The sequence below is a fragment of the Actinoplanes sp. NPDC048967 genome, assembly GCF_040649415.1.
Lineage (GTDB): Bacteria > Actinomycetota > Actinomycetes > Mycobacteriales > Micromonosporaceae > Actinoplanes.
Genome location: NZ_JBEZFL010000001.1, coordinates 903,084 through 927,993, shown reverse-complemented (window position 1 = coordinate 927,993; position 24,910 = coordinate 903,084). Strand labels below are relative to the sequence as shown.

Below are 24,910 nucleotides of genomic sequence, written 5' to 3'. Positions count from 1 at the left end.
GCCCTGGGCGAAACGGCCGGGAGTCGGCACCACGTTTCAAGGTAAGTGAAGTACCGTAACCGCCCATGGGTGTGTCGCAGCGGTTCAAGAACCGGTTCCGTAAGTTCCTGCAGCGTCCGGGCACCACGGTCGATCTGGCGCCGCTCGAGCGCCGGCTGCCGGCCATCGAAGCCCGTGAGGAGGCGCTGCGTGAGCTCGACGACGCCGCGCTGACCGAGGCCGCCGCCGCGGCGGACGACTACACCGAGATCTGCGCGGTCGGCCGCGAGGCGGCCTGGCGCGCCCTCGAGCAGCGGCCGTACGACGTCCAGCTGGTCGGCGCGATGGCGCTGCTCTCCGGCAAGGTCGCCGAGATGGCCACCGGTGAGGGCAAGACGCTGACCGCCACCATCGCCGCGTACGGCCACGTGCGGCTGGGCAACGGCCCGGTGCACGTGCTCACGGTCAACGACTACCTGGCCCGCCGCGACGCCACCTGGATGGAGCCGGTCTACAAGCTGCTGGGCCTGACCGTCGGCTGGGTCACCGAGACCTCCACCCGCGAGGAGCGCCGCGAGGCGTACGCCGCGGACGTCACCTACGTCTCGGTCAGCGAGGGCGGCTTCGACTACCTGCGCGACCAGCTCGTCACCGACATCGCCGACCGGGTGCAGCGCAAGCTGGCCACGGCCATCGTCGACGAGGCCGACTCGATCCTGATCGACGAGGCCCGGGTGCCGATGGTGCTGGCCGGCAGCATCTCCACCGAGAGCGACCCGGTGCACGACGCCGCCGCGCTGGTCCGCGACCTGCGCCCGGGCAAGGACTACGAGGTGGCCGAGGACGGCCGCAGCGTCGCCTTCACCAACGCCGGCCTGGAGGCGCTGGAGAAGAAGATGGGCATCGACCTGTACGCGGACGACCAGGTCGAGCAGCTTTCCGCGGTCAACGTGGCCCTGCACGCCCGGGCCCTGCTGCGCCGCGACGTCGACTACATCGTGCGCGACGGCACCGTCGAGCTGATCGACGAGATGCGCGGCCGGGTCGCCCAGCGCCGCCGCTGGCCCGACGGTCTGCAAGCCGCCGTGGAGGCCAAGGAAGGGCTCAGCGCCACCGCCGAGGGCGAGGTCCTCGACACGATCACCGTCCAGGCCTACATCGCGCTGTACGAGACGGTGTGCGGCATGACCGCCACCGCGGTGCACGTCGGCGAGCAGCTCCGCGAGTACTTCAAGCTCGAGGTCGCGGTCATCCCGTCGAACACGCCGAACATCCGCGAGGACGAGCCCGACCGGATCTACTCCGCGCACGACATGCGCGACGAGGCCCTGGTCGAGGAGATCAAGATCGCCCACGACAAGGGGCGCCCGGTGCTGATCGGCACCCTCGACGTGAAGGCCTCCGAGCTGCTGGCCAAGCAGCTGGCCGCGGCCGGGGTGCCGAGCAACGTGCTCAACGCCAAGAACGACGACGAGGAAGCGGCGATCATCGCCGAGGCCGGCGCCCTGGGCGCGGTCACCGTCTCCACCCAGATGGCCGGCCGTGGCGTCGACATCCGCCTGGGCGGCAGCGACGGCAAGGACGCGGAGAAGGTCGCGGAGCTGGGCGGCCTGTACGTCATCGGCAGCGGCCGGCACGACAGCCGCCGCGTCGACGACCAGCTGCGGGGCCGGGCCGGCCGGCAGGGCGACCCCGGTGGCTCGGTGTTCTTCGTCAGCCTCGAGGACGACCTGATCACCCGGCACGCCGGCGACATCCTGCCGTCCTCGCCGCGGATGGACATGGACGGCGTCGTGCACGACGAGCAGGTCGAGTACGCGGTCGAGCACGCCCAGCGGGTCGCCGAGGGCGTCAACCACGAGATCCACCGCAACACCTGGCGCTACAGCGTCGTGATCGAGGAGCAGCGCCTCGCCCTGGCCCAGCGCCGGGAACGGCTGCTCACCTCCGAGGTCGCCGCGATCATGCTGCTCGAGCGGTCGCCGGAGAAGGCCAAGGAGATCGACGAGGACGTGCTGTCCGACGCCGCCCGTTCGATCGCGCTCTACCACCTCGACCGGCTCTGGGCCGAGCACCTGGCCGAGCTCTCCGAGGTGCGCGAGGGTGTGCACCTGCGGGCGCTGGGCAAGCTCGACCCGCTCGACGAGTTCCACCGGGCGGCGGTACCGGCGTTCCAGAAGGTCTTCACCGAGATCGAGGCGCGCACGATCGCCACGTTCGAGGAGCTCGACCTCAGCGACGGCTACCACCCGGAGCAGGCCGAGATCGTACGCCCGAGCGCCACCTGGACGTACCTGGTGCACGACAACCCGTTCGGCTCCGAGCTGGACCGGCTCATCGCCGCCGTCGGCCGCCGCCTCACCTCAGGCGGCTGATCGGGCGGCTCAGTGCGGGACGTCCGCGCGGTGGGCGGCGAGGATGTCGCCGCCGAAGTCGCCGTGCGGGCGCCGCAGCACGCTGTGCGCGTGGTTGCCGTCGTCGCTCGTGTTGTCGTACTCGATGAGCAGGTCGTCGGCCTGGATCCGGTAGTAGTGCCGGGTGCCCGGGCCGGGCGGCCCTTCCCAGGCGAAGTGCACGTCGCCGCCGGCCGGGTCGAGGGCCGCCGCCAGCTCGTCCGGCAGCCGGCCCAGGTGCACCGCGACGAGCTGATCGAGCAGCGCCCGCTCGCCCGGTCGCAGGTCGGTGCGGGCGATCCCGGCGGGGGACAGGGGCACGCTGGCCGGCCGGGTGGCCGAGCGGATGTCGGACGGGGCCCGGTCGGCCACCACCGCCCGGCCGCGGGCCGCCGCGGGCAGCGACCGCAGCAGCTCGTGGCCGAGGTCCTCCTCGATGGCCAGCGGGCGCAGCACCGTGCGCCCGGCGGTGTCGACCCGGGCCGGGTTCGCGCCCAGGAACACCGGCGCGGGGGAGACCCGGTCATCGGCCACGGTCATGCTCACCGACAGGTGGTGACCCTCGAAGCGCCAGCCCCACTCGTCGTCACCGGGCGCGCCGAAGACGATCACCCGGTAGTCCTCGCTGTGCCGGCCGCGGGCCCAGCCCTCCCGGCGGTCGAGGATCTCCTCCAGCGCCAGCACGGTCATGGCCTGTGCGTACGCCGGCGGGCTCAGCGCGGTGGCCAGCAGCCGGTGCGCGGCCTTGCGGGCGCCGAGGCCGAGGTCGGCCAGGCTGAGTCCGGGCCGCGGGCGGGGCCGGTATTCGATCCAGCGGCGCGCCCGGTCGTCGTCGAAGGCCGCAGCGGCCCCCGGCCCCTCCGCGGTCGCCAGCAGAGCGGCGGCCGCCGTGCGCATCTCATCCGCGAGCGTCACGGTCACTCCCCCCGCAGCAGTGCGGCCATGTCCGGAAGGTCGAAGAACGCGGCCGTCTCGACGGCCGACGGGCTGCCGGCGGCCGGGTCCGCGCCGGCGGCGAGCAGCGTCCGGACACTGTCGGCGTTCTTGCGGAACACCGCGGCCGCCAGGGCGGTCTGGCCGCGGTCGTTGACCCGGGCCGGGTCGGCGCCGTGCTCGAGCAGCACGGCGACGGTCGGCGGATGGTTGTGGTACGCCGCCAGAATCAGCAGCGTGTCACCCTTGTCGTTGGTCAGATTGGCCGGCAGCCCGTGCGCCAGCTGGCCGGAGAGCTCCTCGGTCGACCCGGAGCGCGCGAGGTCGAACATCCGGTGCGCGAAGGCGATGGTTTCGGCATCCAATTCCTCGGGCATGCGGGCCAGCCTACGGTGCTAATGTCTTGCGCACATTATCCGGGGGTGAGCGGTGAGCGACGGCGTCTACGTGGGCCGGGCCGGGCCGGACGGTGCGGCCAACCAGGGCTGGCTGCTCGGCCATTTCATGCCCAAGGGTGACCTGTTGCACAGCGTCGACGTCGAGGTGAAGTGGGGCGTGCACCCGCCCGGCGATCGGCGCGCGGCGTGGGCCACCGACGAGGTCCGTACGGCGCTGCTCGTACTGATCCGGGGAGCTTTCGACATCGAGTTGCGCGACCGTACGGTGCTGCTGCGCGAGCCCGGCGACTATGTCGTCTGGGGCCCCGGTCAGGACCACTCCTGGCTGGCCGGGGACGTGGAGACGGTGGTGCTGACCGTGCGCTGGCCGTCGTTGCCGGGCTGGCGGCTCCCGCCGCCGGCGCCCTGATCGTCCGCGTTCCCGCTTTATTTGTCGCCGAAGACAAACGGATGCCCGCCGTTAACCGCCGCGCCGGTATTCGCATTCCTGGTGCGCGGAAACACGATGCATCCAATGGTTATGGAACGAGTTTCCCACAGTGTGGATGCCACCTTGACCCGGCAACCGCGTGGCCGGAAATATCGACCGCGGTTTAAGCGTGCATTAAATCGCGCCCGTTGTCGGGTGCGTGGTTTCCATTCTTCGACGCAGGAGGATTCATGGCGGTCACCGCCCTGTCGGCACGCACGGGACGACATGCGAAGGGGTCGGGCCGGCTGGCCGCGATCCGTCGCGTCGCCCCCGCGCCCGTGCCTCCCGCCGCCCTCACCATCACGCTCAACATCCCGCTGACCGGGGACGCGCTGCCGCCGCAGGCGCACCGGCTCATCGAGGCGGTCCGTGAGCTGGTCGAGGCCGGTCAGGGCTCCGTGGCCGTCGAGCCGCCGGCGACCGCACGGGTCACCGAGCCCGCTCCGGCCGCGCACCACGACGGCACCATCGAGGTGCGGCTGCTGACCTCGTCGCGCCAGGTCCTGGTCGACGGCGAGCTGCTGCCGCTGACCCGGCTCGAGTTCGACCTGCTGCTGTTCCTGGCCGACCACCCGCGCCGGGTGTTCAGCCGCACCCAGCTGCTCACCGCGGTCTGGGGCTACGAGCACACCGGCGAGCGCACGGTGGACGTGCACGTGCGCCGCCTGCGGGTCAAGATGGGCGCCCAGTTGCCCCTGATCACCACCGTCTACGGTGTCGGCTACCGCCTGGCCGACGAGGCGCGGATCGTGGTGCTACCGCACGATTAGACTGGCCCGGTGCGGGTGCGTCCGGTGTCGATCGAGGTCCTGGTCGAGGAGCTGGCCGACCGGCTGGCCGGCACGGCGGCCGACGGCCGGCTGCGGGTCGCCGTCGACGGCGCCGACGCCGCCGATCCCGCGGCGCTGGCGGACGCTCTGGTCGACCCGCTGCGGGTCCGCGGCCGCTCGGCGGTACGCGTACGCACCGACGACTTCCTGCGGCCGGCCTCACTGCGCCTGGAGTTCGGCCGCACCAACCCCGACTCGTTCTATCTCGGCTGGCTGGACGAGGCCGGCCTGCGCCGCGAGGTGCTCGACCCGGCCGGCCCGGGCGGCAGCGGGCGCATCCTGACCCGGCTCTGGGACGCCCGCTCGGATCGGGCCACCCGCGAGCCGTACCGGGAACTGTCCCCGGACGCCGTGGTGCTCGTCAGCGGGCCGCTGCTGCTCGGCTCGGGGCTGCCCTTCGACGTCACCGTCCATCTGCATCTGTCGGCGGCCGCGCTGGAGCGGCGCACCGAGCCGGAGCAGCGCTGGACGCTGCCCGCGTACGCCCGCTACGGCGCGGAGGTCGACCCCGCCGCTTTCGCCGATCTCGTGGTCCGGCTGGACGACCCGCGGCGCCCGGCCGTGGTCGTCGGATCATGAATGAATCGCTCGCCACACCCCCGCTGAGCTGCGACGCGAAAGCTGGATCGCGCAGTCCGTGGCGGTAACGTGCACTGACAGTTATGCTGCGGTTACTTTTTTGCGAGGGTCTCGTTTGGGATCTTCGGCGGTGGGTATCTGCGGGCTCCACGGTGCGACGCCAAGGGCCGGCGCGGGGGACGTCCACCGGCAGGGGCAGAGGGAAGGGCAGGGGGAGCACATGCTCGTCAACAGCGCGGTCATCACGGGTAAAGGTGCCGACACCGCCAAGGGTCGCTCCAGCGAGGAGCTCGACCAGATCCGGGAGTTGCTGCGGGCCCGGTTCGACGATCTGACGGCCGAATACGAAGAGGCCGTCGCCGAGAACCAGAAGCTCCGGCTCGTCGAGATCGGCGACGCCGCCGGTGACGACCAGGCGGACAGCGGGTCCAAGACCGCGGAACGCGACGCGGCGTCGTCGCTCATCCGCACTCTGCTCGACCGGCGGACGCAGGCGGAGCACGCCATGCAGCGCCTGGAGGACGGCACGTACGGCAACTGCGAGGGCTGCTCCAAGCCGATCCCGGTGGAGCGGCTCGCCGTCTTCCCGTCGGCCACCTCGTGCGTGGCCTGCAAGTCCAACCGCGAGCGGCGCGCGGGCTGACGTCAGGCTTGATCCGGTCCGTCGCCCGCACCCGGGCGGCGGACCGGCCGTATCGGGGTTAACTTGGCCTGATGGGCGAGATCCGGGTCGGCACCGCTTCGTGGACCGACAAGACGCTGCTCGAGTCGGGCTGGTATCCGCAGACCGCGAACACCCCGGAGAAGCGGCTGGGGTATTACGCCAAGCAGTTCCCGATCGTCGAGGTCGACGCCACGTACTACGGGCCGCCGGCCGAGCAGACCACCAAATTGTGGGCCGAGCGCACCCCGGACGGCTTCACGTTCAACATCAAGGCGTTCAGCATGCTGACCGGCCACCCCACCAAGGTGTCCGCGATCTACAAGGACCTGCGCCCGGAGACCGACAAGAAGAACGTCTACCCCGGTGACCTGCCGCCGCAGACGTACGAGGAGATCTGGACCCGCTTCCTGAGCGCCCTGGATCCCCTGGTCGAGGCGGGCAAGCTGGGTGCGCTGCTGTTCCAGTTCCCGCCGTGGTGGGGGATCCGCCGCGACAACAAGGACTATCTGCGTGAGGTCGCCGCCCGCTGCCGGCCGCTGCGGCCGGTCTTCGAGTTCCGCAACTCCTCCTGGTTCTCCGGCGACAACGCCGAGGAGACGCTGGAATTCCTGCGCCGGCACGAGCTGCCGCTGGTCTGCGTCGACATGCCGCAGGGCCACAAGTCGTCGGTGCCGCCGCTGATGGCCGCGACCGCTGATCTGGCCGTGGTGCGCTTCCACGGCCACAGCGACAAGTGGACCAGCAAGGACATCCACGAGAAGTTCGGCTACCTCTACTCCGAGAAGGAGCTGCGCGAATGGGCGCCGAAGCTGCGCGCCCTGGCCGACGAGGCCAAGCAGACCCACGTCCTGATGAACAACTGCGCGGGTGACTACGCCCAGCGCAACGCCACCGAGCTGATCGAGCTGCTCGGCTAGAGCTCGTCCCAGGGCACGGTCTCCCACGCCACCTGCAGTGCCTCGGCGAGCTGACCGTCGTCCTTGAGCGGCAGCTCGTCGATGCTGGCGATGGGCTGCGCCGGGCGGCGCGAGTTGGCCGCCGCGGCCGCCGCGAAGCTGCTGAGCTCCTCCGCGTCGATCGGCCGCAGCGTCCACGGGGTGCCGTTGATCGACATGGCGATCTGCAGCAGCACCATGGTCACGCCCCTGAGCACCGGCGCGTCCGGCCACACCACCTGCGCGCCGTCCCAGAAGGCCACGTTCCACGAGGTGCCCTCCCGGACCCGGCCGTCGTGCCCGACGAAGAGCGCGTCGTCGAAGCCGGCCAGCCGGGCCTCGCGCAGCCGGTAGTGCAGGCCCATCGTCGCCACGTGCTTGTGCTCGGGCAGCTCGCGTTCGTAGCGCACGGTCTGCACCCGCAGCGGCGGGCCGGGCTCCGGCGGCGCCGGCTCGGAGACCGACACCAGCACGTCCGGCGGGCCCTGCTCGGGGGAACCCGGCACGAAAGTCACCCGTACGGAGGCGTCGCGGACGTCGCCGAGGGCGTGCCGGATCAGTCCCAGCAGCCGGTGCTCCTCGGCCACCCCGATGCGGTGGCCGAACAACTCCTCGGCCCCGTCGGCGAGCCGGGCCAGATGCAGGGCCAGGCCACGCACCCGGTGGTCACGCACCTGCATCGAGGTGTAGTGCCCATAGTTCACGCAGGTGATCCGGTGCAGCTGCGCCAGGTCCGGCGTCCGCCCGTTGAGCTCGACGTTCAACACCTCATCAACCTACGGCGTCCGGGTGACCTTGATCCCGCGGCGGCGGGCCTGCGCGGCCATCGCGGCGGCGTCGGTGACTGCCGCGCCGCCGGGATCGTTGTTGAAGAAGACATACGTGGGTACGCCGGGCAGCCGGTCCAGCCAGGTCGCCAGCGACGTACGCCCGTAGCGCGGCCAGGGCGTCGCGCGTCCCTCATGCATCCGCAGATAGCCGAAGTCGGCGGTGACCCACAGCGGTGTCACCGGCCGCCCCTTACGGTCGGCCCAGCTCAGCGCCGCGTTGTGCCGGCGCAGCAGCTCACGCACCTCGTCGGTCCACCACGAGTCGTGCCGCGGCTCGACGGCGACCTTGACCTCCCTGGGGAACAGCCCGAGCGTCTCGTCGAGCGCCGCCACATCGATCTTGAGCGTGGGCGGGAGCTGGAGCAGCACCGGACCGAGCTTGTCGCCCAGGGCCTCGGCGCGGCCCAGGAACCGGGCCACCGGCTCGGCGGGTTCCCGCAGCCGTTTGATGTGGGTCAGGTAGCGGCTCATCTTCACCGCGAACACGAAGTCGTCCGGCGTACGCGCTCGCCACTGGGCGAAGGTGTCGCGTTCCGGCAGCCGGTAGAAGGCGTTGTTGACCTCGACAGTGTCGAACGACTCGGCGTACTTCTCCAGCCAGAGCCGCTGCGGCAGCTTCGGCGGATACAGCCGGTCCTCGCCGCGCCAGTCCTTGTACTGCCAGCCGGACGTCCCCATCACCAGCACGCCGTGGTGTTACCCACGACGCGGCCCGGTTAGACGTGATCCACGCAGGGTAGGAGCAGATCTCCACCTGCCCCGGCGTCGGGGCGACACGAAGGAGCTATTCATGCGACTCAGCGACGACGACATCACCGGCGGCAGCGGCGTTTCGGGCGAGGGTGTGGCCGACGGCGGCGCCAACCCGAACGGTCACGACGGTGGCGCGGACGGCGGCGCGGGCGAGGGCCCGGCCGACGGCGGCGCGAACCCGGGCGGCCACGACGGCGGTGCCGACGGTGGCGCCGGTGCCGAGGGTCCCGCGGACGGCGGCGCGAACCCGGCCGGTCACGACGGCGGTGCGGACGGCAGCGCGGGCGAGGGCCCGGCCGACGGTGGCGCCAACCCGGGCGGCCACGACGGTGGCGCCGACGGCAGCGCGGTCTGAAGGCTGAAGCCATGACGAACCACACGCCGGGCGGCACCGAGGACCGCCCGGCTCTGGCCCGCGCGGTCGCCGTCGACCCGGCGAAGTTCGCCGAGGCCTACTGGGGGCGCCAGCCGCTGCTCACCCGGGCCGACGAGCTGGCCGGGCCGGACGGCTTCACCGACCTGCTGTCCCCGGCGGCGGTCGACGAGCTGCTCAGCGAGCGTGGCCTGCGGACCCCGTTCCTGCGGGTGGCCGACAGGGGCACGGTGCTGCCCGCGTCGTCCTTCACCGGCAGCGGCGGCGCCGGCGCCGAGGTCGGCGACCAGGTGATCGACGACAAGGTCATGCGCCTGTACGCCGACGGCGCCACCCTGGTCCTGCAGGGCCTGCACCGGATCTGGCCGCCGCTGACCGAGTACGCCCGCCGGCTGGGCGAGGAGTTGCGGCAGCCGCTGCAGGTCAACGCCTACCTGACGCCGGCCGGCAACAAGGGCTTCGCCACCCACTACGACACCCACGACGTGTTCGTGCTCCAGGTGGACGGCACCAAACGCTGGCGCATCCACGAGCCCGTGCTGCCCGAGCCGCTCGAACGGCAGGCCTGGGGCGGCCGCGCGGACGAGGTCGGTGCGGTGGCCGACGGCCCGGCGGCCCTGGACGTGGTCCTGGCCCCGGGCGACGCGCTCTACCTGCCCCGCGGCTGGCTGCACTCGGCCCAGGCCCAGGGCGAGCGTTCCCTGCACCTGACCTTCGGCGTCCGTGCTCTGACCCGGTACGCCCTGGTCGAGGAGCTGCTCCAGCTCGCGGCGGAGGACCAGCGGCTGCGGGCCACCCTGCCGTACGCGATGGACGTCGCCGACCCGCAGGCCGTCGGACCGGAGCTCACCGCGACGGTTGCGGCCCTGCGCGACTGGCTGCTCACTGCCGACCCGGCCACCGTGGCGGCACGGCTGCGCGACCGGGCCTGGCCGGCCAAGCGTCCGGCTCCGGTCCGGCCACTGGCCCAGCTGGAGTTCGCGGAGCGCCTGAGCCCGGACGACCGGATCGCGGTCCGCGACGGGCTGCGCTGGCAGCTGCACGAGGACGGGCCTGAGCACGTGGTGCTCCGGCTGACCGGGCGCACGCTGCGGTTCCCGGCCTACTGCGCGGCCGCGGTGCGCGCCGCGCTGGACGGCGCGCCGCATCGCGTCGGCGACCTGCCGGAGCTGGACGGCGATCACGACCGGCTCGTGCTGGCCCGCCGCCTGCTCCGCGAAGCCCTGACCGTCCCGGCGACCACCTGACGTCCGGGCGCCGCCCTACCGGCGCCCGGACCCGGCCACTCAGGCCGTGGTGCTGCCCCTGGCCGAGGCCAGCACCAATCTGGCCGCTCAGGCGGCGGTGCTGCTCCTGACCAGGGCCAGCACCAACTCGGCCGCTCAGGCCCGTGGTGCTGCGCCTGGCCGAGGCCAGCACCAATCCGGCCGCTCAGGCGGCGGTGCTGCTCCTGGCCAGGGCCAGCACCAACTCGGCCGCTCGGGCCCGTGGTGCTGCGCCTGGCCGAGGCCAGCACCAATCCGGCCGCTCAGGCGGCGGTGCTGCCTCTGGCCAGGGCCAGCACCAACCCGGCCGCGATCAAACTGGCGATCAGCACGGTCGCCACCGCCGACGCGTCCAGCGGCACGGTCCGCCGGTCGGCGACCCGCTTGGCGGTGATCACCGCGAGGATCGGCCCCAGCAGCGCGACGACCAGCGCCACCACCGGCAGCCCGGCCGCCCAGTCACCCCCGGCCTCCCGGCCCGCCCACCGCAACGTCGACCACGCCGCCACCCCGACCGCCCCGCCCAGCGCCCCCAGCACGACATACAGCAGCGACGCCCCGCTGCCGGGCTTGCGCGGCGCGGGCTTCCAGGCCGCAGTGGCCTCAGCCTCCTGCAAGTAGTCCTCGGCGTCCCGGTCGCGCTGGTGCGGCACGGCCGGCTGCGGGGCGTGCGCGCCGAAACGCTCGGCCACCCGCCCGGCCTTGTGGGCGAACTCGGCCCACAGCACCGCCGAGCGCGCGTCGACCTCTTCCCGCACGCGCTGGGCCGTCCGCCACGCCGCCTGCGTCTCCCGGATGCGCTGGTCGGCGGCCCGGACCGCGTTGTCCGCCTCGATCGCGCGGCTGTCGTGCCAGGCGCGTGCCTCGGCCCGGTGCGCGGCGGCCTCGTTGTCCAGGTTGGTCAGCTTGCGCACGACACCGCGGTAGTCCGGCGTCCGCCGCTCCACCGTGCCGTCGTTCTCCGGCGCGGTCACGACGGCCCGTACGGGATGATCACTTCGGCGCCGCGGTGCACCGAACGGTCGAAGTGCAGCGCCCGCCAGGGCCGCGGATACCAGTTCGGCGAGCCGTGCCCCGGGTAGTACGGCGACAGCTCACTGCCGTGCACGTCCAGCGCCACCCACGCTCCCACCGTGTCGGTCCTGGTGCCCTGCCCGCCGAGGGTGTCGCGCAGCAGTGCCGCCCCGCGCCACCAGCCGATCACGTGGATCCGGCGTTCCGGGCCCTGCCGCATGATCCGGCGCAGCATCTCGTTGCTGCCGTCGGGCGCGGCGTCGACGGCGTACAGCAGCAGGAACCACGGCTTGTCGGCCGCCGAGCCGAACTCGGCCCGTTCGGCCGCCAGCTCCAGCAGGCTGTCCACGTTGTCGTTGTCGAAGTAGCCGGTCTCCACCGGCAGGTGCGGCTTCAGCGCCTCGACGGCCACCGCCGCGTCGGTGTCCAGGCACGCCACTGAGAACTGCGCTGCCCCGGGCGTGAACTGGGCCGCGAGCGAGCGGGCCGCAGTGCCCAGCACCGCGCAGGCCTCGTCGACCCGGGTGCCCAGCACCGCGATGGTCCGGCCCGGCGCGCGGCGCAGCACCGTCTGCGCGGAGCGCGATTCGACATCGATGGTCTCACCGAGCAGCACCACCGGCGCCGCCACCGTGGCGGCCGGGGTGAACCGGCGGAACTCGGGGCTGTCCTCCAGCCGGGGGATGGCGTCACCGTCGAAGAGCCGCGGTGCGGGCAGCTCGGCCGGCCGGTGCCGCCACAGCCGGTGCTGCAGCTCGCTCCAGCGTTCGCGGTTGCCCGCGTCCGGCACCCGGACCACCCGGTTGGCCTCGACCGCGCCCGAGTCGGCGTTGACGACCGCGTGATAGCGCGGCAACGCGTCGGCGGCCTGATTGGTCTCGGCCAGCACCCGCCGGGCCCGGGGCAGCGCGATCCGCAGCGAGAACTGCGCGACCAGCGCGGGCCGGCCCCACAGGGCCTCGATGCCGGACACGTCCTGGCTGGCCAGCACCAGGTGGATGCCCTGGGAGCGGCCGCGCCGGGCCAGGTCCTCCAGCAGGTCGACCGCCTCGGCGGCCACCGCGTCGCGGCCGGAGAGCAGCACCTGGAACTCGTCGACCACGGCCACGATCCGCGGCCAGGAGCCCTCCGGGTCCTCGGCGCGCAGCTCGGCCAGGTTGGTCACCTCGTGCCGTTTGGCCGCGTCCGCCCGGCTGCGCAGCTCGGCGCCGAGGAAGCGCAGCAGGGCCAGGCCGAACTCGCGGTCGGTGTTGACGTTGACCCCGACCAGCCGTACGTGCGGCAGCCAGCTGGGGTCGCGCCGCCCCGGGGCGAACCGGGCGAAGGACACGCCCTCCTTGAAATCGAGCAGGTAGAAGGCCAGCTCGGCGGGGGAGTAGCGGGCGGCGAGCGCGCCCATCCAGGCGTAGATCAGGTTGGTCTTGCCGGTGCCGGACGGCCCGGCGATCAGGGCGTGCGGCGGGTAGTCGCTCAATGTCACGTGCACGGGGGCGCCCTGTGGGCTGTCGCCGAGCGGCGCCGTCAGCGCGCGGGCCGAGCTCTGCTGCCACTCGTGCTCGGGCAGCAAGCTGTCCAGCGCGACCGGGGCCGGCCCGGCGGCGACCTCGTCGGCGATCTCCCGGCAGGTGCGGGTCACGACGGACGCCGACGGGCCCGCGTCCAGGCGCACCGGAAGGTCACCGCAGCCGCTGAGGCGCCCGGCGTCGCCTTCGGCCGCCGTGACGACCTCGATCCCGGCGGCGGGCCGCACCGGGAAACCCCGCATGATCAGGTGTACGCCGCAAGCAGCCCCCGTGCGCAGCAGCCGGTCGAGCTGGCCCCGTTCGTGCCGCGACAGCTCGTCGGCGCGCCCGGCGCCCAGCAGGATCGCCACCCGCCACGGCTCGGGCCGCCGGCCGGTGGCCGAGGCCAGCTCCCGCAGCGACGAGTGCTCACCGGCCAGCACGGTCTCGTTGATCCGCCGGACGTGGTCGACGAGCTCGTCCAGCAGCGCCGGGAGCCCGCCGGGGCCGACGAAGCTCAGCACCCCGGCCGGGGCCAGCGGGGCGAAGCCGGCCAGGCCGCCACCGAGCTGCTCGGGGTCATACCCGGTGAGCCGGACCCGGCCTGCCTGCACGCTGCCCAGGGCCCGCAGCAGCAGGCTCGCCACGACGTCGTCACCGATGCGCTCGTCACCCTCGACCACCACGTGCCCGTGATCCAGCAGCGGCACCAGCGCCGGCACGTCCCCCTCGTACGGCAGCAGCAACCGGCCCACCCGCAGCTCCGGCGCCGGGACCTGGGTGCCGGCCGGCGTCGGGCGCCACTGGTCCCAGGGCAGGCCGGCGGCTCCGGGCGCGGCCAGCAGAGCCGTCTCGGCGGCGGCCCCGGCCAGCGCGGCGAGGTCCCGTTCGTGTTGCTCGTCGATCTCCCGCAGCCGCTTGTCGCGTTCACCGACGAGCCGGATCCGCCGCTCGCGGGCGGCGGCGGCGACCCGGGCCCGCCGCGTCACGGCCGCCTCGTACGCGCTCTGCGCCGCTTCGAGGGCGTCGTCGGCCGCGCCGAGGGCGTGGGACAGCGCGGCGCGGACCTCGACGACCTGCTGAGCCCTGGTGTCAGGCATCGACGCCGCGGGGTCGCAACGGCTCGGGGGCGCCCGGGTCGAGCGTCGCCGGATCGCGGCCCAGGCGGGCCAGCAGCACCCCGGTCAGCACGCTCGCGGTGACCGCCGAGTCGGCCGGGTGGGCCGGGGCCTGCTCGGGTGGCTTCGTGCGGCAGATGCGGGCCAGCAGGGTGTCCAGCACGGCGGGCGAGGTGCCGGGCAGCAGGGACCTGACCCGGCCACCGGCGGCGCCGCGCAGCCGCTGCAGATCATCGGGCCCGGGCTCGTGACCCAGCAGGTCACCGGCGAGGCGCTGGAGCACCGGCGGGGTGACCGCGGACAGGCCCAGCCCGGTGGCCGCGTTGACCCCGTGCAGGTCCCGGCCGAGTCGTGCGCGGTCCCCCGAACGCACCCCGGCGGCGACCTTGCGCAGCAGCTCGGCGGTGTTCTGCGGGCGTTCGGGCGTGTTGCTCTCCCGCGCCGGGGGCGGTGCCTCGCCGGTCAGCTTCTCGACGCGCTCACGCCACCAGGGGCCGAGCTTCTCCGGCGGGGGCTGCTGCTCCGGCTGCTCGGGTGGCCCGGCCGGCTTGTCCTGCTGCTGCTTCCGCTCCTCCAGGCCGGCTTTCCAGTCGCGATCCGGTGGCGCGCTCGCATCGGCGGACAGGCCCAGCGCGGCCAGATAGGCCGCGATCGCATCCTGGGCCAGGCGCAGGGCGGCCGCGGCGTGCTCGGCGTGCTCGGTGGCGTTGCCCAGCTGCGGTACGCCGATCGGGTCGATCGAGGTCTGGCGCACCCAGTTCAGCAGCTCGGTGGCACTGCGCAGCCGCTCCATCGCCACCGTGACCAGGCCGGTGGGCAGTTCGTCGGACGTGGCGCGGAGCTGGGCGCCGAGTTCCTGCAGCAGCGACATCGCGTTACAGCGTCGCCGTGTAGGTCTGCGCCTGCTCGACCGCGAGCAGTGTGGCGCCGAGGCACTCCTCGAGCTGCTGGTCGGCCTGCGACAGGGAGGCGTGCGCCGCACCGACCGCGTCGTTGGCGCTGCCGTCGAGGGCCGCGGCCAGGCTCTGCTGCGCCTCGCCGAGCTTCTCCCGGGCCGCCTGGATCGCCGCCTGACCCTCCGTGACCTGTTGGAGTGCGGCATCCACAGCCGCTCTGACCTCGGCGACGCTGGCCACTCGTGCAGCCTCCTGCGATATCGACACGGCGGTAAAGACCCAGAATAGTCGTCCACGATGGGGTGGTCGTGCCCGCACGCCCCTTTCGCGAATTCATGCTCGCACGCCCACCGGCGCCGCGGCAGCCGGGTCCCACCCGATCGCCGGGGAGCTCATCGCGGGACGGCGGACGGTCCTCGTACCTCCGCGCCCAGCGCGGTCACCCGCTCGCGCAGTCCCCGGTCGGCCGTCACCACGACGGTCCGCCGGCCGGCGCCCTCGGCGGCGACCACCGCCACGATCGTGTCGTCCCCGGAGCCGGACGCGCGCACGACCCGGACCCCGTCGACCCCCGGAACGTCCCGGGCGCGGCCCTCCACCACCAGCACCACCTCGACCGGTCCCGGAAGATCCGGGAGCCCTGTGGCGTTGATACCCACGAGGCCGTCGCGCAGTCTGGCGGTGGCCCCCGCGCGGTCCCGCCACCAACCGTCCGGCTTGGAGCCGAGCACGTTGGCGGCGTCGACGACCAGCAGCGGGACGCTCATGTAAGGAGCGTCTCACACCGGAATCAAACGTTCGTTCAGGACGCTGTGCACCACGGGCCTGCGGCGATCTCGCCGCCCCCGACCAGCAGTATCAGGAGAGAAGAGATTATGAGCATCGGACCCCTGGGGCCGGGTGGCCCCGGTGAATGGGACGACCTGTTCGCCCGCTTCTTCGGGGCGGCCGAGCCACGACGGTCCGCGCAGCGGATCGACATCACCAGATTCATGAGCGCGGACGCGCGTGAGGTCCTGTCCGTCGCCGCCCGCCGCGCCGCCGAGGTGGCGCCGGCCGGCATCGGTCTCGCCGACCTCGACACCGAGCACCTGCTCTGGGCGCTGCTCCAGCAGGAGCCGCAGCAGGCCCTGGTCCGCCGGGCCGGCGCCGACCCCGCCGCGCTGCTCGCCGAGCTCGGTGGCGCCACCCGCGCACCGGGCGGCCAGCTGCCCGACCGGATCGCCCTGACCCCCGCGGCCAAGCGCGCGCTGCTGGACAGCCTGCAGCTCTCGCGGGCCGTGGGCGCCTCCTATGTGGGTCCCGAGCACATCCTGATGGCGCTCGGCCTCAACCCCGACTCCACCGCGGGCCGCCTGCTCGCCGCGCGGATCGACCCGCGCTCGTTGCAGCAGGCCGAGCCGCAGCCGGGCCGGGGTGGTCCCGGTGGCCGCGGCGGTGAGCCCGGCAGCCCGGGCAGCACCCCCACCCTCGAGCAGTACGGCGTGGACCTGACCGAGCTGGCCCGGCGCGGCGAGATCGATCCGGTCATCGGCCGGGCCGACGAGATCGAGCAGGCCGTCGAGATCCTGTCCCGGCGTACCAAGAACAACCCGGTGCTGATCGGCGAGGCCGGCGTCGGCAAGACCGCCGTCGTCGAGGGCCTGGCCCAGCGCATCGTGGACGGTGACGTGCCGCAGACCCTCGCGGGCAAGCGTGTCATCCAGCTCGACCTGGCCGGACTGGTGGCGGGCACCCGGTACCGCGGCGACTTCGAGGAGCGGCTCAGCAAGGTCATCGACGAGATCCAGGAGAGCGGCGACGGCCTGATCGTCTTCCTCGACGAGATCCACACCCTGGTCGGCGCCGGTGGTGGCGGCGGCGAGGGCGGCGGCATGGACGCCGGCAACATGCTCAAGCCCGCCCTGGCCCGGGGCCGGATGCGGGTGGTCGGCGCGACGACGCTGGACGAGTACCGTCACATCGAGAAGGACGCCGCCCTGGCCCGGCGCTTCCAGCCGGTCCTGATCGGTGAGCCCGACGTCGAGGACACCGTGGCGATCCTGCGCGGCCTGCGCGACAACTACGAGGCGCACCACCAGGTGCGGATCACCGACGAGGCGCTCGACGCCGCGGCGGAGCTGTCCGACCGCTACATCACCGACCGGTTCCTGCCGGACAAGGCGATCGACCTGATCGACCAGGCCGGTGCGCGGGTGCGCCTGCGGGTCAAGACCCCGGCGGCGGACGTGCGCGAGCAGGAGCGGCGCCTCGAGCAGTTGACCCGCGACCGCGACCAGGCGGTCGCCGCGGAGAACTACGAGAAGGCCTCCGCGCTGCGCGACGAGATCAACACCATCAGACAGCAGATCGAGGGTACGGACGCCGCCGGCTCCACCGTGCCCCAGGTGACGCCGGAGGACATCGCCGAGGTCGTGTCCCGGGCCACCGGCATCCCGGTCGCGCAACTCACCGAGGAGGAGCGCGAGCGGCTGCTGCGCCTCGAGGCGCACCTGCACGAGCACGTGATCGGCCAGGACGAGGCGGTCTCCGCCGTCGCCGAGGCGGTCCGGCGTTCCCGGGCCGGTCTGGGCGACCCGGACCGGCCGGTGGGCAGCTTCCTGTTCCTCGGCCCGACCGGTGTCGGCAAGACCGAGCTGGCGCGCACCCTCGCGGACGCGCTGTTCGGTGACGCCGAGCGGATGGTCCGCTTCGACATGAGCGAGTTCCAGGAGCGGCACACCGTGTCCCGGCTCGTCGGTGCGCCTCCCGGCTACGTCGGCTACGACGAGGCCGGCCAGCTGACCGAGGCGGTGCGGCGCCGGCCGTACTCGGTGGTGCTGCTGGACGAGATCGAGAAGGCGCACCCGGACGTGTTCAACATCCTGTTGCAGGTGCTGGACGACGGGCGGCTGACCGACAGCCAGGGCCGGACGGTGAGCTTCAAGAACACCGTACTGATCATGACGAGCAACCTCGGCTCCGACATCATCAGCGGCACCAAGCGCACCCTCGGCTTCGGCACCGGCGACGACGGCTCGGCCGTCGACGACGGCCTGCGGGAGAAGCTGGACCGGCGGCTGCGTGAGCAGCTCCGGCCGGAGTTCATCAACCGGATCGACGAGATCATCGTCTTCCGGCAGCTGGAGACCGAGCAGCTGCGGCAGATCACCGGGATGCTGCTGGAGGAGACCCGGCGGCGCCTGCACGCGCAGGACGTCACGCTGGACATCACCCCGGTGGCGATCGACTGGCTGGCCGAGCGGGGCTTCCAGCGCGAGTACGGGGCCCGGCCGCTGCGCCGCACGATCCAGCGCGAGCTGGACAACCGGCTCTCGCGGCTGCTGCTCAGCGCCGACCTGGCGCCCGGGCAGACGGTACGGGTCGACGTGGCCGAGGGTCGGCTGACCTTCGACGTGCAGTCGCCCGCACCGGCGCCCACCGCCTGACAGGTTGAACGGAACGCCCCGGTTCTCCGCGGAGAACCGGGGCGTTTCTCATGCCGCCGCGAGGTGCGCCCCGCCGAGCTGCGGATAGTCCTCCAGCCACTCGATGTAGAGCGGGTTGCGGGCCACGACCTCGTTGTAGGTCTCCGCGGCCATGGTCATCAGCCGGGGCGCGACCCGGGCGGCGGTGCTGTCCGGGTGCCAGCCGAGCACCTGCCGCCAGCGCAGCGGCGCGCCCTGCAGCGGGCGGTGGGTGAGCCCGGCCGGGGGCCGGAACGTCGGCTGGCACAGGGCCAGCGCCAGCCCGGACTCCACCATGTCCACGCAGCCGCGGATGTCGGTCTCCAGCATCCGGCGCGGGGTGAAACCCGAGCGGGCGCAGCAGGCCGCGAAGCAGTCGGCGAAGCAGCCGTCGCCGGTGCCGGCCACCCACTGCTCCTCGGCCAGCTCGGCGAGGTCGACGTCGACGCCCTTGGCCGCCGGGTGGTCCTCGGGCATGAGCACGCACACGGCGTCGACCGCGATGGTCTGCCACACCAGGCCGTAGTCGGCCGACGGGATGGCGTCACCGCAGACGCCCACCTGGGCGTAGTCGAGCTTGCCGGCCAGCACCATGCCGCAGAGCTCGTCCACGTAGTACGACGCGTGGGTGCTGATCTGGGCATCGGGCTGGGCCTCGGACAGCCGGTGCACCATGCCGCCGATGACCGGTCCGCCGATGCCGCCGATCCGGTACCGGGTCATGACGTTCTCGTCCGTGCCGGATCCGGCCAGCCGGGCGGCCTCGTCCTGCAGGCCCTTCATCGCGGGCAGCAGCACCCGGGCCCGGGAGAGGACGAGTTCACCGAGGGCGGTCGGGCGGGCACCGCGCCGGTCACGTTCGAAGAGCGGCCCACCCAGGGTCCGCTCGATGCGTTGCAGCTGGGCGGTCAGCGCCGGCTGGGCGAGTCCCAGCAGCGATGCCGCCTTCGTCACGCTGCCCGTCTCCGCGATGGCACAGACCACCTTGAGATGCCGCAGCTCCAGGTTCATAGCGTGACGGTAGGACGTTCGCGGGATATCGGCTAGACCTTCGGCCAGCCAAAGATCCTCCACTTGTGACAAATAGGTTAACCAAAAGGACAGAAGCAGCTAACCCGTACGCGGTTACCGGCACGTAACGTGAGGTCGGTTTCACTATCCGTGAATTTGCCGTCCACTTTGTGCTTTGTTCAGAGATCCCGCGGGTACGTCGTCCGCCGGCTCATCATGTCGCGCACCTTGTCCACCACGGCCACCGCCGGATCGACCACCTTGTTCCACGGCGGGGTCGCCGGAGTGCCCGGGTGCGGACGCGTCGGCGCCGCCTCCTCGGCCAGCTCGACCCGGTTGCCCAGCCGGATCAGGTCCTCCACCGGAGCCATCTGCAGCAACAGCGGCAGCAGCTCGCCCGCCGCGGCGTCCGCGTGCCGGGTGAGGCGCCGGCAGACGTCGGCGGCGCGATCGGGCCGGCTCTCGTCGTCGGCCGCCTCCAGCAGCCGCAGCGCCTCCAGCAGAGCCCGGTCCTCGGCGATCTCCCGGTCCACGAGCGCGTAGCCGTCCGGCACTGTCGACCGGATCGCCGGGTAGAGGTACTGCTCCTCCGCGGACAGGTGCCGCGACAGCTCCGCGCTGATCACCTGGGCCACCGTGCGGCGGCGCGCGGAGTCCGTACCCTCGCCGGTCAGCTCCTCGCAGAGCGCGAGCAGCTCGCGATGCTCGCGGTTGATGAGGTCGACGACGTTGGGTCCGGTCGTCTCACCGCCCACGGGCGGCAGCGGAGGCAGCTGAACAGACACTGTGCATCCTTTCGGCGGAGCCCGGCGGGTCGGGCCCGTCTTACCCGGACCTGATCTCCCGCCAAACGCGCCCGGCGGTGAGCTGGTAAGAAGAGCGGATGGAACCAGTCCCCGCCGCCGACGAGGTCGTCGACATCTGCCGCGACCTGCTCCGGATCGACACCAGCAACACCGGCGATCCGCGCACCACCGTCGGCGAACGCGTCGCCGCCGAGTACGTCGCGGCCAAGCTCAGCGACGTCGGCATCGAGGTCGAGCTGCACGAGTCCGCACCCCGGCGGGCCAACCTGGTCGCCCGCATCCCGGGCGCCGACCGCAGCCGCGGCGCCCTGCTCGTGCACGGCCACCTCGACGTCGTCCCGGCCGACGCGAGCGAATGGTCGGTGCCGCCGTTCTCCGGCGAGGAGAAGGACGGCTACCTGTGGGGCCGCGGCGCGATCGACATGAAGGACTTCGACGCGATGACCCTCGCCGTGGTCCGCGGCTGGCAGCGCACCGGCTACGTCCCGCCCCGCGACATCGTCCTGGCGTACACGGCCGACGAGGAGGCGGGCATGGAGTACGGCTCGCAGTTCCTCGTCCGCGAGCACGCCGACCTGTTCGAAGGCTGCACCGAGGCGATCGGCGAGGTCGGCGGCTTCTCGTACACGATCAACGACGACCTGCGCCTCTACCTGGTCGAGACCGCCGAGAAGGGCATCGACTGGCTGCGGCTGCACGCCAAGGGCCGCCCCGGGCACGGCTCCTTCGTGCACGACGACAACGCCGTCACCGCGCTCGCCGAGGCCGTGGCGGCGGTCGGCCGGCACAAGTTCCCGATGGTCGTCACCCCGACCGTGCGGACGTTCCTCGAGCAGGTCTCCGAAGCGCTCGGCGTCGAGCTCGACCCGGACGAGCCCGAACTGGCCATCGCCAAGCTCGGCCCGATCGCCAACCTGATCGGCGCGACCGTGCGCAACACCGCCAACCCGACCCGGCTCGAAGCCGGCTACAAGGACAACGTCATCCCCGGCAAGGCGTCGGCGACCATCGACTGCCGTACCCTGCCGGGCCAGGCCGAGATCTTCCTCGAGCAGCTGCGCGGGGTGATCGGCCCGGACATCGAGATCGAGCACATCTCCCGGCAGGGAGCCCTGGAGACCGGCTTCGACGGCGCGCTCGTCGAGGCCATGGGGGCCGCGCTGCGCGCCGAGGACCCGGGCGCCCGCACGGTGCCGTACATGCTCTCCGGCGGCACGGACGCCAAGGCGTTCAGCACGCTGGGCATCCGCTGCTTCGGCTTCGCGCCCCTGAAGCTGCCGGCCGACCTGAACTTCTCCGCGTTGTTCCACGGCGTCGACGAACGGGTTCCGGTGGAAGGACTACAGTTCGGCGTGCGTGTGCTCGACCGACTGCTGCAGGCGAGCTGATGAAAGGACTTTTCACACCATGACCGACCAGCACGCGGATCTGGACGCCGCTCTCGAGCGCGTCGTCGAGGCCGCGAAAGCCCACCTGGCGGCAGTCAAGGCCGCCCAGGGGCGGGTGGATGACGACGATGTGTGGCAGGCGTACGTCAACCTCAACAACACGTCCTTCGCGTACGACGAGCAGCTGCTCGAGGCGTTCGGCGAGGTCACACCGTGGGACGTCGAGTCGATCGACCCGGACGAGGCCGACCAGCGCTTCGGTACGGTCGCCGGCCTCGACGGCAGCGGCTCCGACCCGCACCCCCGGGTGATCTCGGTGCGCCAGCGCCGCGACTACCGGGTGCCCAGCGTCTCGGCCCTGCTGCGGGTGGCCGACGCGGCCCGCCGCAACCTGGTGCCGGCCGACGAGGAGGCCGGCGAGGTCGAATCGGTCGGCGAAGCGGTCCTGGAGCTGCTCCAGGCCGGCGACGGCTCGCTGTCCTCGCTCGACGTCCCGGAGCTGGAGCCGCTCGACGGCCTGCTCACGGTGAGCGAGGTCGCGGAGCCCCTCGACCTCGAAGCCTTCGAGGACGAGGACGGCGCCGGCCCCTTCGCCCCCGCCCCCGACGACCTGCTCGTCGGCCGCCTCGACGAACACCCGTTCACCGAAGACGAGGAAGACGAACACGCCGGCCATCAGCATTGATGGCCTCGCTCCGCTCGGCAGGCAGTGCGCCCCACGAGGTCGTTGTCGGGGCCACCGAAACTGACCACGGCAAAGACCGCCTAGTCAGTTTCGGCGTCCCCGACAACGACGGGCGCACTGCGACTCTGGTCGCGGTCTGAACCGTCGCCGGGCAGGGCAACAGCCGCCCGCCTCCGTGAGGCGGGCGGCTGCGCTATGTGCTTCTCCTAGGTCATCAGGCCGGGCTGCAGGTTGCTCTGGACCTTGCGGCGGAGCATCACCTGCCGGGTCCCGTCCCGGAAGAGCTGGACGCGGGCCAGCTCCCACCCCGAGAATTCCGCCTGGATCGCCAGCTGCGCCGCGGCGGTCAGGCGATCGACATTCGATGGCAACCGGAGCGGCGCGTACTCGTAGTCCATGCGTCCTAATATGCCCCGGCGCCCGGCATGTCACCAGTCCCCGGGCCGGTCAGGCCCTCTCTCTCGGGGTAGCCGACCGGCACCGCCGACACGTCGTCGAGGGCGTCGGCGATCTCGCCCGGCAGCACCAGCTCCTCGCTCTGCAGCGCGCCCTGCAACTGCCCGGCCGTTCGCGCCCCCAGGATCGGCGCGACCACGCCCGGCCGGTCCCGGATCCAGGCCAGCGCCACCTCCAGCGGCGACACGCCCAGGCCGCCGGCCGCGATCACCACCGCCTCGACGATGCTCGAGCTGCGCGGCTCCAGGTACGTCTGCACGAACGGCGCCAGGTGCTCGGTGGCGGCCCGCGAGTCCAGCGGCCGGCCGTTGCGGTACTTGCCCGTCAGCACCCCGCGGCCCAGCGGCGACCACGGCAGCACCCCGATGCCCAGCGCCGCCGCGGCCGGCAGCACCTCGCGTTCGACGCCGCGTTCCAGCAGCGAATACTCCACCTGGGTGGCGACGATCGGGGCCCGGGTCGGGAACGCCTGCTGCCAGGCGGCGGCCCGCGCGGTCTGCCAGCCGGCGAAGTTGGACACGCCCACGTAGCGGACCCGGCCGCTGTTGACCGCGTGGTCCAGCGCCGACAGCGTCTCCTCCAGCGGCGTCTGCGGGTCGTAGCCGTGCACCTGCCACAGGTCCACGTAGTCGGTGCCGAGCCGGCGCAGCGACTGGTCCAGGCTGCGCAGCAGGTGGCCGCGGGAGCTGTCGCGGCGGCGGAAGCCGTACTCGCCGAGGCCGGCCTTGGTGGCGATCAGCACCTCGTCGCGGGGCACCAGGTGGTCGATCAGGGAGCCGATGACCGTCTCGGCGTCGCCGTCGCCGTACACGTCGGCGGTGTCGATCAGCGTGCCGCCCGCCTCCAGGTAGAGCTTCAGCTGGTCGGCCGCGTCGTCGGGGTCGGTGTCCCGGCCCCACGTCATGGTGCCGAGGGCCAGCCGGGAGACCGCCAGCCCGCTTCGGCCGAGCGGTCGCTGTTGCATGGGTGAACCTTATTCAGCCGGGCCCGGCCGCGAAACGCTCGTGGCAGCTCAATAGGGCCGCGATCCGTCGGGTTGACGACCGAACACCGCGAAGATCACTGAGCGTGTTCGCCTAGGCTTCGTAGCGCGGAGCATCGGTGCTCTCGCGGAAGAAACGGGAGGACCCGTGCGGCTCGGACTCAGCCTCGGATACCAGACCTCGTGGACCACCCCCGCCGACCATCTCGCCATGGCCCAGGAGGCCGACCGGCTCGGCTACTCGGTGGTCTGGGCGGCGGAGGCGTACGGCTCGGACTCGCCCACCATGCTGGCCTGGATCGCCGGCCAGACGCAGTCGATCGACGTCGGCGCGGCGGTCATGCAGATCCCGGCGCGCAGCCCGGCGATGACCGCGATGACCGCCGCGACCATCGACACCCTTTCCGGCGGCCGGTTCCGCCTGGGCCTGGGCGTCTCCGGCCCGCAGGTCTCCGAGGGCTGGCACGGCGTGCGCTTCGGCAAACCGCTGGGCCGCACCCGCGAGTACGTCGACATCGTCAAAATGGCGATCGCCCGCAAGCCGGTGGCCTACGACGGCGAGCACTACACGCTGCCGTTGCCCGACGGCCCCGGCAAGGCGCTGCGGCTGGGCTTCCACCCGCCGCGCGAGCAGATCCCGATCTACCTGGCCGCGGTGGGCCCGAAGAATCTCGAGCTGGCGGGCGAGATCGCCGACGGCTGGCTGGCCATCTTCTTCGCGCCCGACGCCGCGGGGGAGTATCTCCAGCACATCGAGCGCGGCCGGTCCGCCGGCGGCGCCGGTCTGACCGGCTTCGACGTGGCGCCCACCGTCCCGGTCGTGATCGGCGACGACATCGCCGCCGGGGCCGACCAGATCCGCCCGTACGCGGCGCTGTACGTCGGCGGCATGGGCAGCCGCGAGCAGAACTTCTACAACCAGCTCGCCGTCCGGATGGGCTACGCGGACGCGGCCAAGGAGGTCCAGGACCTCTACCTGGACCGCAAGCCGCGGGACGCGGCCGCCGCGATCCCGCAGGACTTCATCACCCGGACCTCGATGGTCGGGCCCCGGGCCCGGATCACCGAACGCATCCGGGAGTACGCCGCCGCCGGCGTCGGCACGCTCTCCATCAGCCCGTACGTGGGCGACCTGGAGAGCGGCATCGCCACGCTGCGCACTGTCGCGGAGGCGTACGAGGCGTCGGGCGTGGCCGAGTAGC

At 72.7% G+C, this 24,910-nt stretch carries 25 protein-coding genes; 12 read left to right on the top strand and 13 right to left on the bottom strand.

Going from position 1 to position 24,910, the window contains the following annotated elements; translation table 11 throughout:
* Window positions 1-65: 65 nt before the first annotated feature.
* Entirely contained in the window at window positions 66-2,354 is a 2,289-nt protein-coding gene (secA2, locus tag AB0C12_RS04380; protein WP_360544021.1) for an accessory Sec system translocase SecA2, read from the top strand.
* Window positions 2,355-2,363: 9 nt separating this feature from the next.
* Here secA2 and AB0C12_RS04375 read toward each other — a convergent pair whose 3' ends face one another.
* The gene (locus tag AB0C12_RS04375; RefSeq protein ID WP_360544019.1) at window positions 2,364-3,293 is read right to left on the bottom strand and encodes a DUF3500 domain-containing protein; all 930 of its coding nucleotides are present in this window, start codon (window positions 3,291-3,293) and stop codon (window positions 2,364-2,366) included.
* Window positions 3,290-3,682 (bottom strand): ankyrin repeat domain-containing protein, encoded by a 393-nt coding sequence (locus AB0C12_RS04370; RefSeq protein WP_360544017.1) that lies wholly within the window; start codon window positions 3,680-3,682, stop codon window positions 3,290-3,292. Before AB0C12_RS04370 ends, AB0C12_RS04375 begins: the two co-directional genes overlap by 4 nt.
* A 52-nt stretch (window positions 3,683-3,734) precedes the next feature.
* Here AB0C12_RS04370 and AB0C12_RS04365 point away from each other — a divergent pair, with 52 nt between their 5' ends.
* From AB0C12_RS04365 to AB0C12_RS04345, 5 genes are all read left to right on the top strand, one after another.
* Window positions 3,735-4,112, top strand: a complete 378-nt coding sequence (locus AB0C12_RS04365) for a signal peptidase I (RefSeq protein ID WP_360544015.1) — start codon at window positions 3,735-3,737, stop codon at window positions 4,110-4,112.
* Between the two features lie 362 nt (window positions 4,113-4,474).
* Window positions 4,475-4,945 carry a winged helix-turn-helix domain-containing protein gene (locus AB0C12_RS04360; protein WP_360544936.1) on the top strand — a complete coding sequence of 157 codons (471 nt, stop codon included), beginning with the start codon at window positions 4,475-4,477 and terminating at the stop codon, window positions 4,943-4,945.
* Between the two features lie 9 nt (window positions 4,946-4,954).
* On the top strand, window positions 4,955-5,584 hold the full coding sequence (locus AB0C12_RS04355) for a uridine kinase (protein ID WP_360544014.1): 630 nt from the start codon (window positions 4,955-4,957) through the stop codon (window positions 5,582-5,584).
* Window positions 5,585-5,804: 220 nt separating this feature from the next.
* Complete coding sequence (locus AB0C12_RS04350) at window positions 5,805-6,227, top strand: TraR/DksA C4-type zinc finger protein (protein ID WP_360544012.1); 423 nt, start codon at window positions 5,805-5,807, stop codon at window positions 6,225-6,227.
* Window positions 6,228-6,298: 71 nt separating this feature from the next.
* Window positions 6,299-7,165, top strand: a complete 867-nt coding sequence (locus AB0C12_RS04345) for a DUF72 domain-containing protein (protein WP_360544011.1) — start codon at window positions 6,299-6,301, stop codon at window positions 7,163-7,165.
* Here AB0C12_RS04345 and AB0C12_RS04340 read toward each other — a convergent pair.
* Both AB0C12_RS04340 and AB0C12_RS04335 read right to left on the bottom strand, forming a co-directional pair.
* Window positions 7,162-7,950, bottom strand: a complete 789-nt coding sequence (locus AB0C12_RS04340; RefSeq protein WP_360544010.1) for an aminotransferase class IV — start codon at window positions 7,948-7,950, stop codon at window positions 7,162-7,164. The genes AB0C12_RS04345 and AB0C12_RS04340 overlap by 4 nt on opposite strands.
* 9 nt (window positions 7,951-7,959) lie before the next feature.
* Window positions 7,960-8,691, bottom strand: coding sequence for a DUF72 domain-containing protein (locus AB0C12_RS04335; protein ID WP_360544934.1), 732 nt, complete (start codon window positions 8,689-8,691; stop codon window positions 7,960-7,962).
* A 112-nt stretch (window positions 8,692-8,803) separates the two neighbouring features.
* Between AB0C12_RS04335 and AB0C12_RS04330 the strand changes: the two genes are divergently transcribed.
* Window positions 8,804-9,121 carry a BatC protein gene (locus AB0C12_RS04330; protein ID WP_360544008.1) on the top strand — a complete coding sequence of 106 codons (318 nt, stop codon included), beginning with the start codon at window positions 8,804-8,806 and terminating at the stop codon, window positions 9,119-9,121.
* An 11-nt stretch (window positions 9,122-9,132) separates the two neighbouring features.
* Entirely contained in the window at window positions 9,133-10,386 is a 1,254-nt protein-coding gene (locus tag AB0C12_RS04325) for a cupin domain-containing protein (RefSeq protein WP_360544006.1), read from the top strand.
* A gap of 281 nt (window positions 10,387-10,667) precedes the next feature.
* On the opposite strand, the gene AB0C12_RS04320 is transcribed toward AB0C12_RS04325, so the two are convergent.
* The 5 genes from AB0C12_RS04320 to AB0C12_RS04300 all read right to left on the bottom strand — a co-directional run bounded on the left by AB0C12_RS04320 (window position 10,668) and on the right by AB0C12_RS04300 (window position 15,701).
* A complete protein-coding gene (locus tag AB0C12_RS04320) occupies window positions 10,668-11,378 on the bottom strand; it encodes a hypothetical protein (RefSeq protein ID WP_360544004.1) in 711 nt (236 codons plus the stop codon).
* Window positions 11,375-14,020: an FtsK/SpoIIIE domain-containing protein gene (locus tag AB0C12_RS04315; RefSeq protein ID WP_360544002.1), complete on the bottom strand. Its 2,646-nt coding sequence runs from the start codon at window positions 14,018-14,020 to the stop codon at window positions 11,375-11,377. The genes AB0C12_RS04320 and AB0C12_RS04315 overlap by 4 nt, the downstream gene beginning before the upstream one ends.
* Window positions 14,013-14,909 (bottom strand): hypothetical protein, encoded by an 897-nt coding sequence (locus tag AB0C12_RS04310; protein WP_360544000.1) that lies wholly within the window; start codon window positions 14,907-14,909, stop codon window positions 14,013-14,015. Before AB0C12_RS04310 ends, AB0C12_RS04315 begins: the two co-directional genes overlap by 8 nt.
* 4 nt (window positions 14,910-14,913) lie before the next feature.
* A complete protein-coding gene (locus AB0C12_RS04305; RefSeq protein ID WP_023364464.1) occupies window positions 14,914-15,174 on the bottom strand; it encodes a hypothetical protein in 261 nt (86 codons plus the stop codon).
* A 152-nt stretch (window positions 15,175-15,326) separates the two neighbouring features.
* Window positions 15,327-15,701 carry a hypothetical protein gene (locus AB0C12_RS04300; protein WP_360543997.1) on the bottom strand — a complete coding sequence of 125 codons (375 nt, stop codon included), beginning with the start codon at window positions 15,699-15,701 and terminating at the stop codon, window positions 15,327-15,329.
* A gap of 123 nt (window positions 15,702-15,824) precedes the next feature.
* Between AB0C12_RS04300 and AB0C12_RS04295 the strand changes: the two genes are divergently transcribed.
* Window positions 15,825-18,362 (top strand): ATP-dependent Clp protease ATP-binding subunit, encoded by a 2,538-nt coding sequence (locus AB0C12_RS04295; RefSeq protein ID WP_360544932.1) that lies wholly within the window; start codon window positions 15,825-15,827, stop codon window positions 18,360-18,362.
* Between the two features lie 48 nt (window positions 18,363-18,410).
* On the opposite strand, the gene AB0C12_RS04290 is transcribed toward AB0C12_RS04295, so the two are convergent.
* Window positions 18,411-19,391, bottom strand: coding sequence for a LysR family transcriptional regulator (locus AB0C12_RS04290; RefSeq protein ID WP_360543995.1), 981 nt, complete (start codon window positions 19,389-19,391; stop codon window positions 18,411-18,413).
* Window positions 19,392-19,570: 179 nt separating this feature from the next.
* Window positions 19,571-20,176 carry a hemerythrin domain-containing protein gene (locus AB0C12_RS04285; RefSeq protein WP_360543993.1) on the bottom strand — a complete coding sequence of 202 codons (606 nt, stop codon included), beginning with the start codon at window positions 20,174-20,176 and terminating at the stop codon, window positions 19,571-19,573.
* 98 nt (window positions 20,177-20,274) lie between these two features.
* Between AB0C12_RS04285 and AB0C12_RS04280 the strand changes: the two genes are divergently transcribed.
* Both AB0C12_RS04280 and AB0C12_RS04275 read left to right on the top strand, forming a co-directional pair.
* Window positions 20,275-21,585, top strand: a complete 1,311-nt coding sequence (locus tag AB0C12_RS04280; protein WP_360543991.1) for a M20/M25/M40 family metallo-hydrolase — start codon at window positions 20,275-20,277, stop codon at window positions 21,583-21,585.
* A 19-nt stretch (window positions 21,586-21,604) separates the two neighbouring features.
* A complete protein-coding gene (locus AB0C12_RS04275; RefSeq protein WP_360543989.1) occupies window positions 21,605-22,270 on the top strand; it encodes a hypothetical protein in 666 nt (221 codons plus the stop codon).
* Between the two features lie 206 nt (window positions 22,271-22,476).
* Here the strand turns inward: AB0C12_RS04275 and AB0C12_RS04270 are convergent, their stop codons facing one another.
* Together AB0C12_RS04270 and AB0C12_RS04265 are read right to left on the bottom strand one after the other, a co-directional pair.
* Window positions 22,477-22,668, bottom strand: coding sequence for a DUF5703 family protein (locus AB0C12_RS04270; protein WP_360543987.1), 192 nt, complete (start codon window positions 22,666-22,668; stop codon window positions 22,477-22,479).
* Window positions 22,669-22,673: 5 nt separating this feature from the next.
* A complete protein-coding gene (locus tag AB0C12_RS04265; RefSeq protein WP_212994108.1) occupies window positions 22,674-23,690 on the bottom strand; it encodes an aldo/keto reductase in 1,017 nt (338 codons plus the stop codon).
* A gap of 166 nt (window positions 23,691-23,856) precedes the next feature.
* Between AB0C12_RS04265 and AB0C12_RS04260 the strand changes: the two genes are divergently transcribed.
* Window positions 23,857-24,909 (top strand): LLM class F420-dependent oxidoreductase, encoded by a 1,053-nt coding sequence (locus AB0C12_RS04260; protein ID WP_360543985.1) that lies wholly within the window; start codon window positions 23,857-23,859, stop codon window positions 24,907-24,909.
* Window position 24,910: the final 1 nt, after the last annotated feature.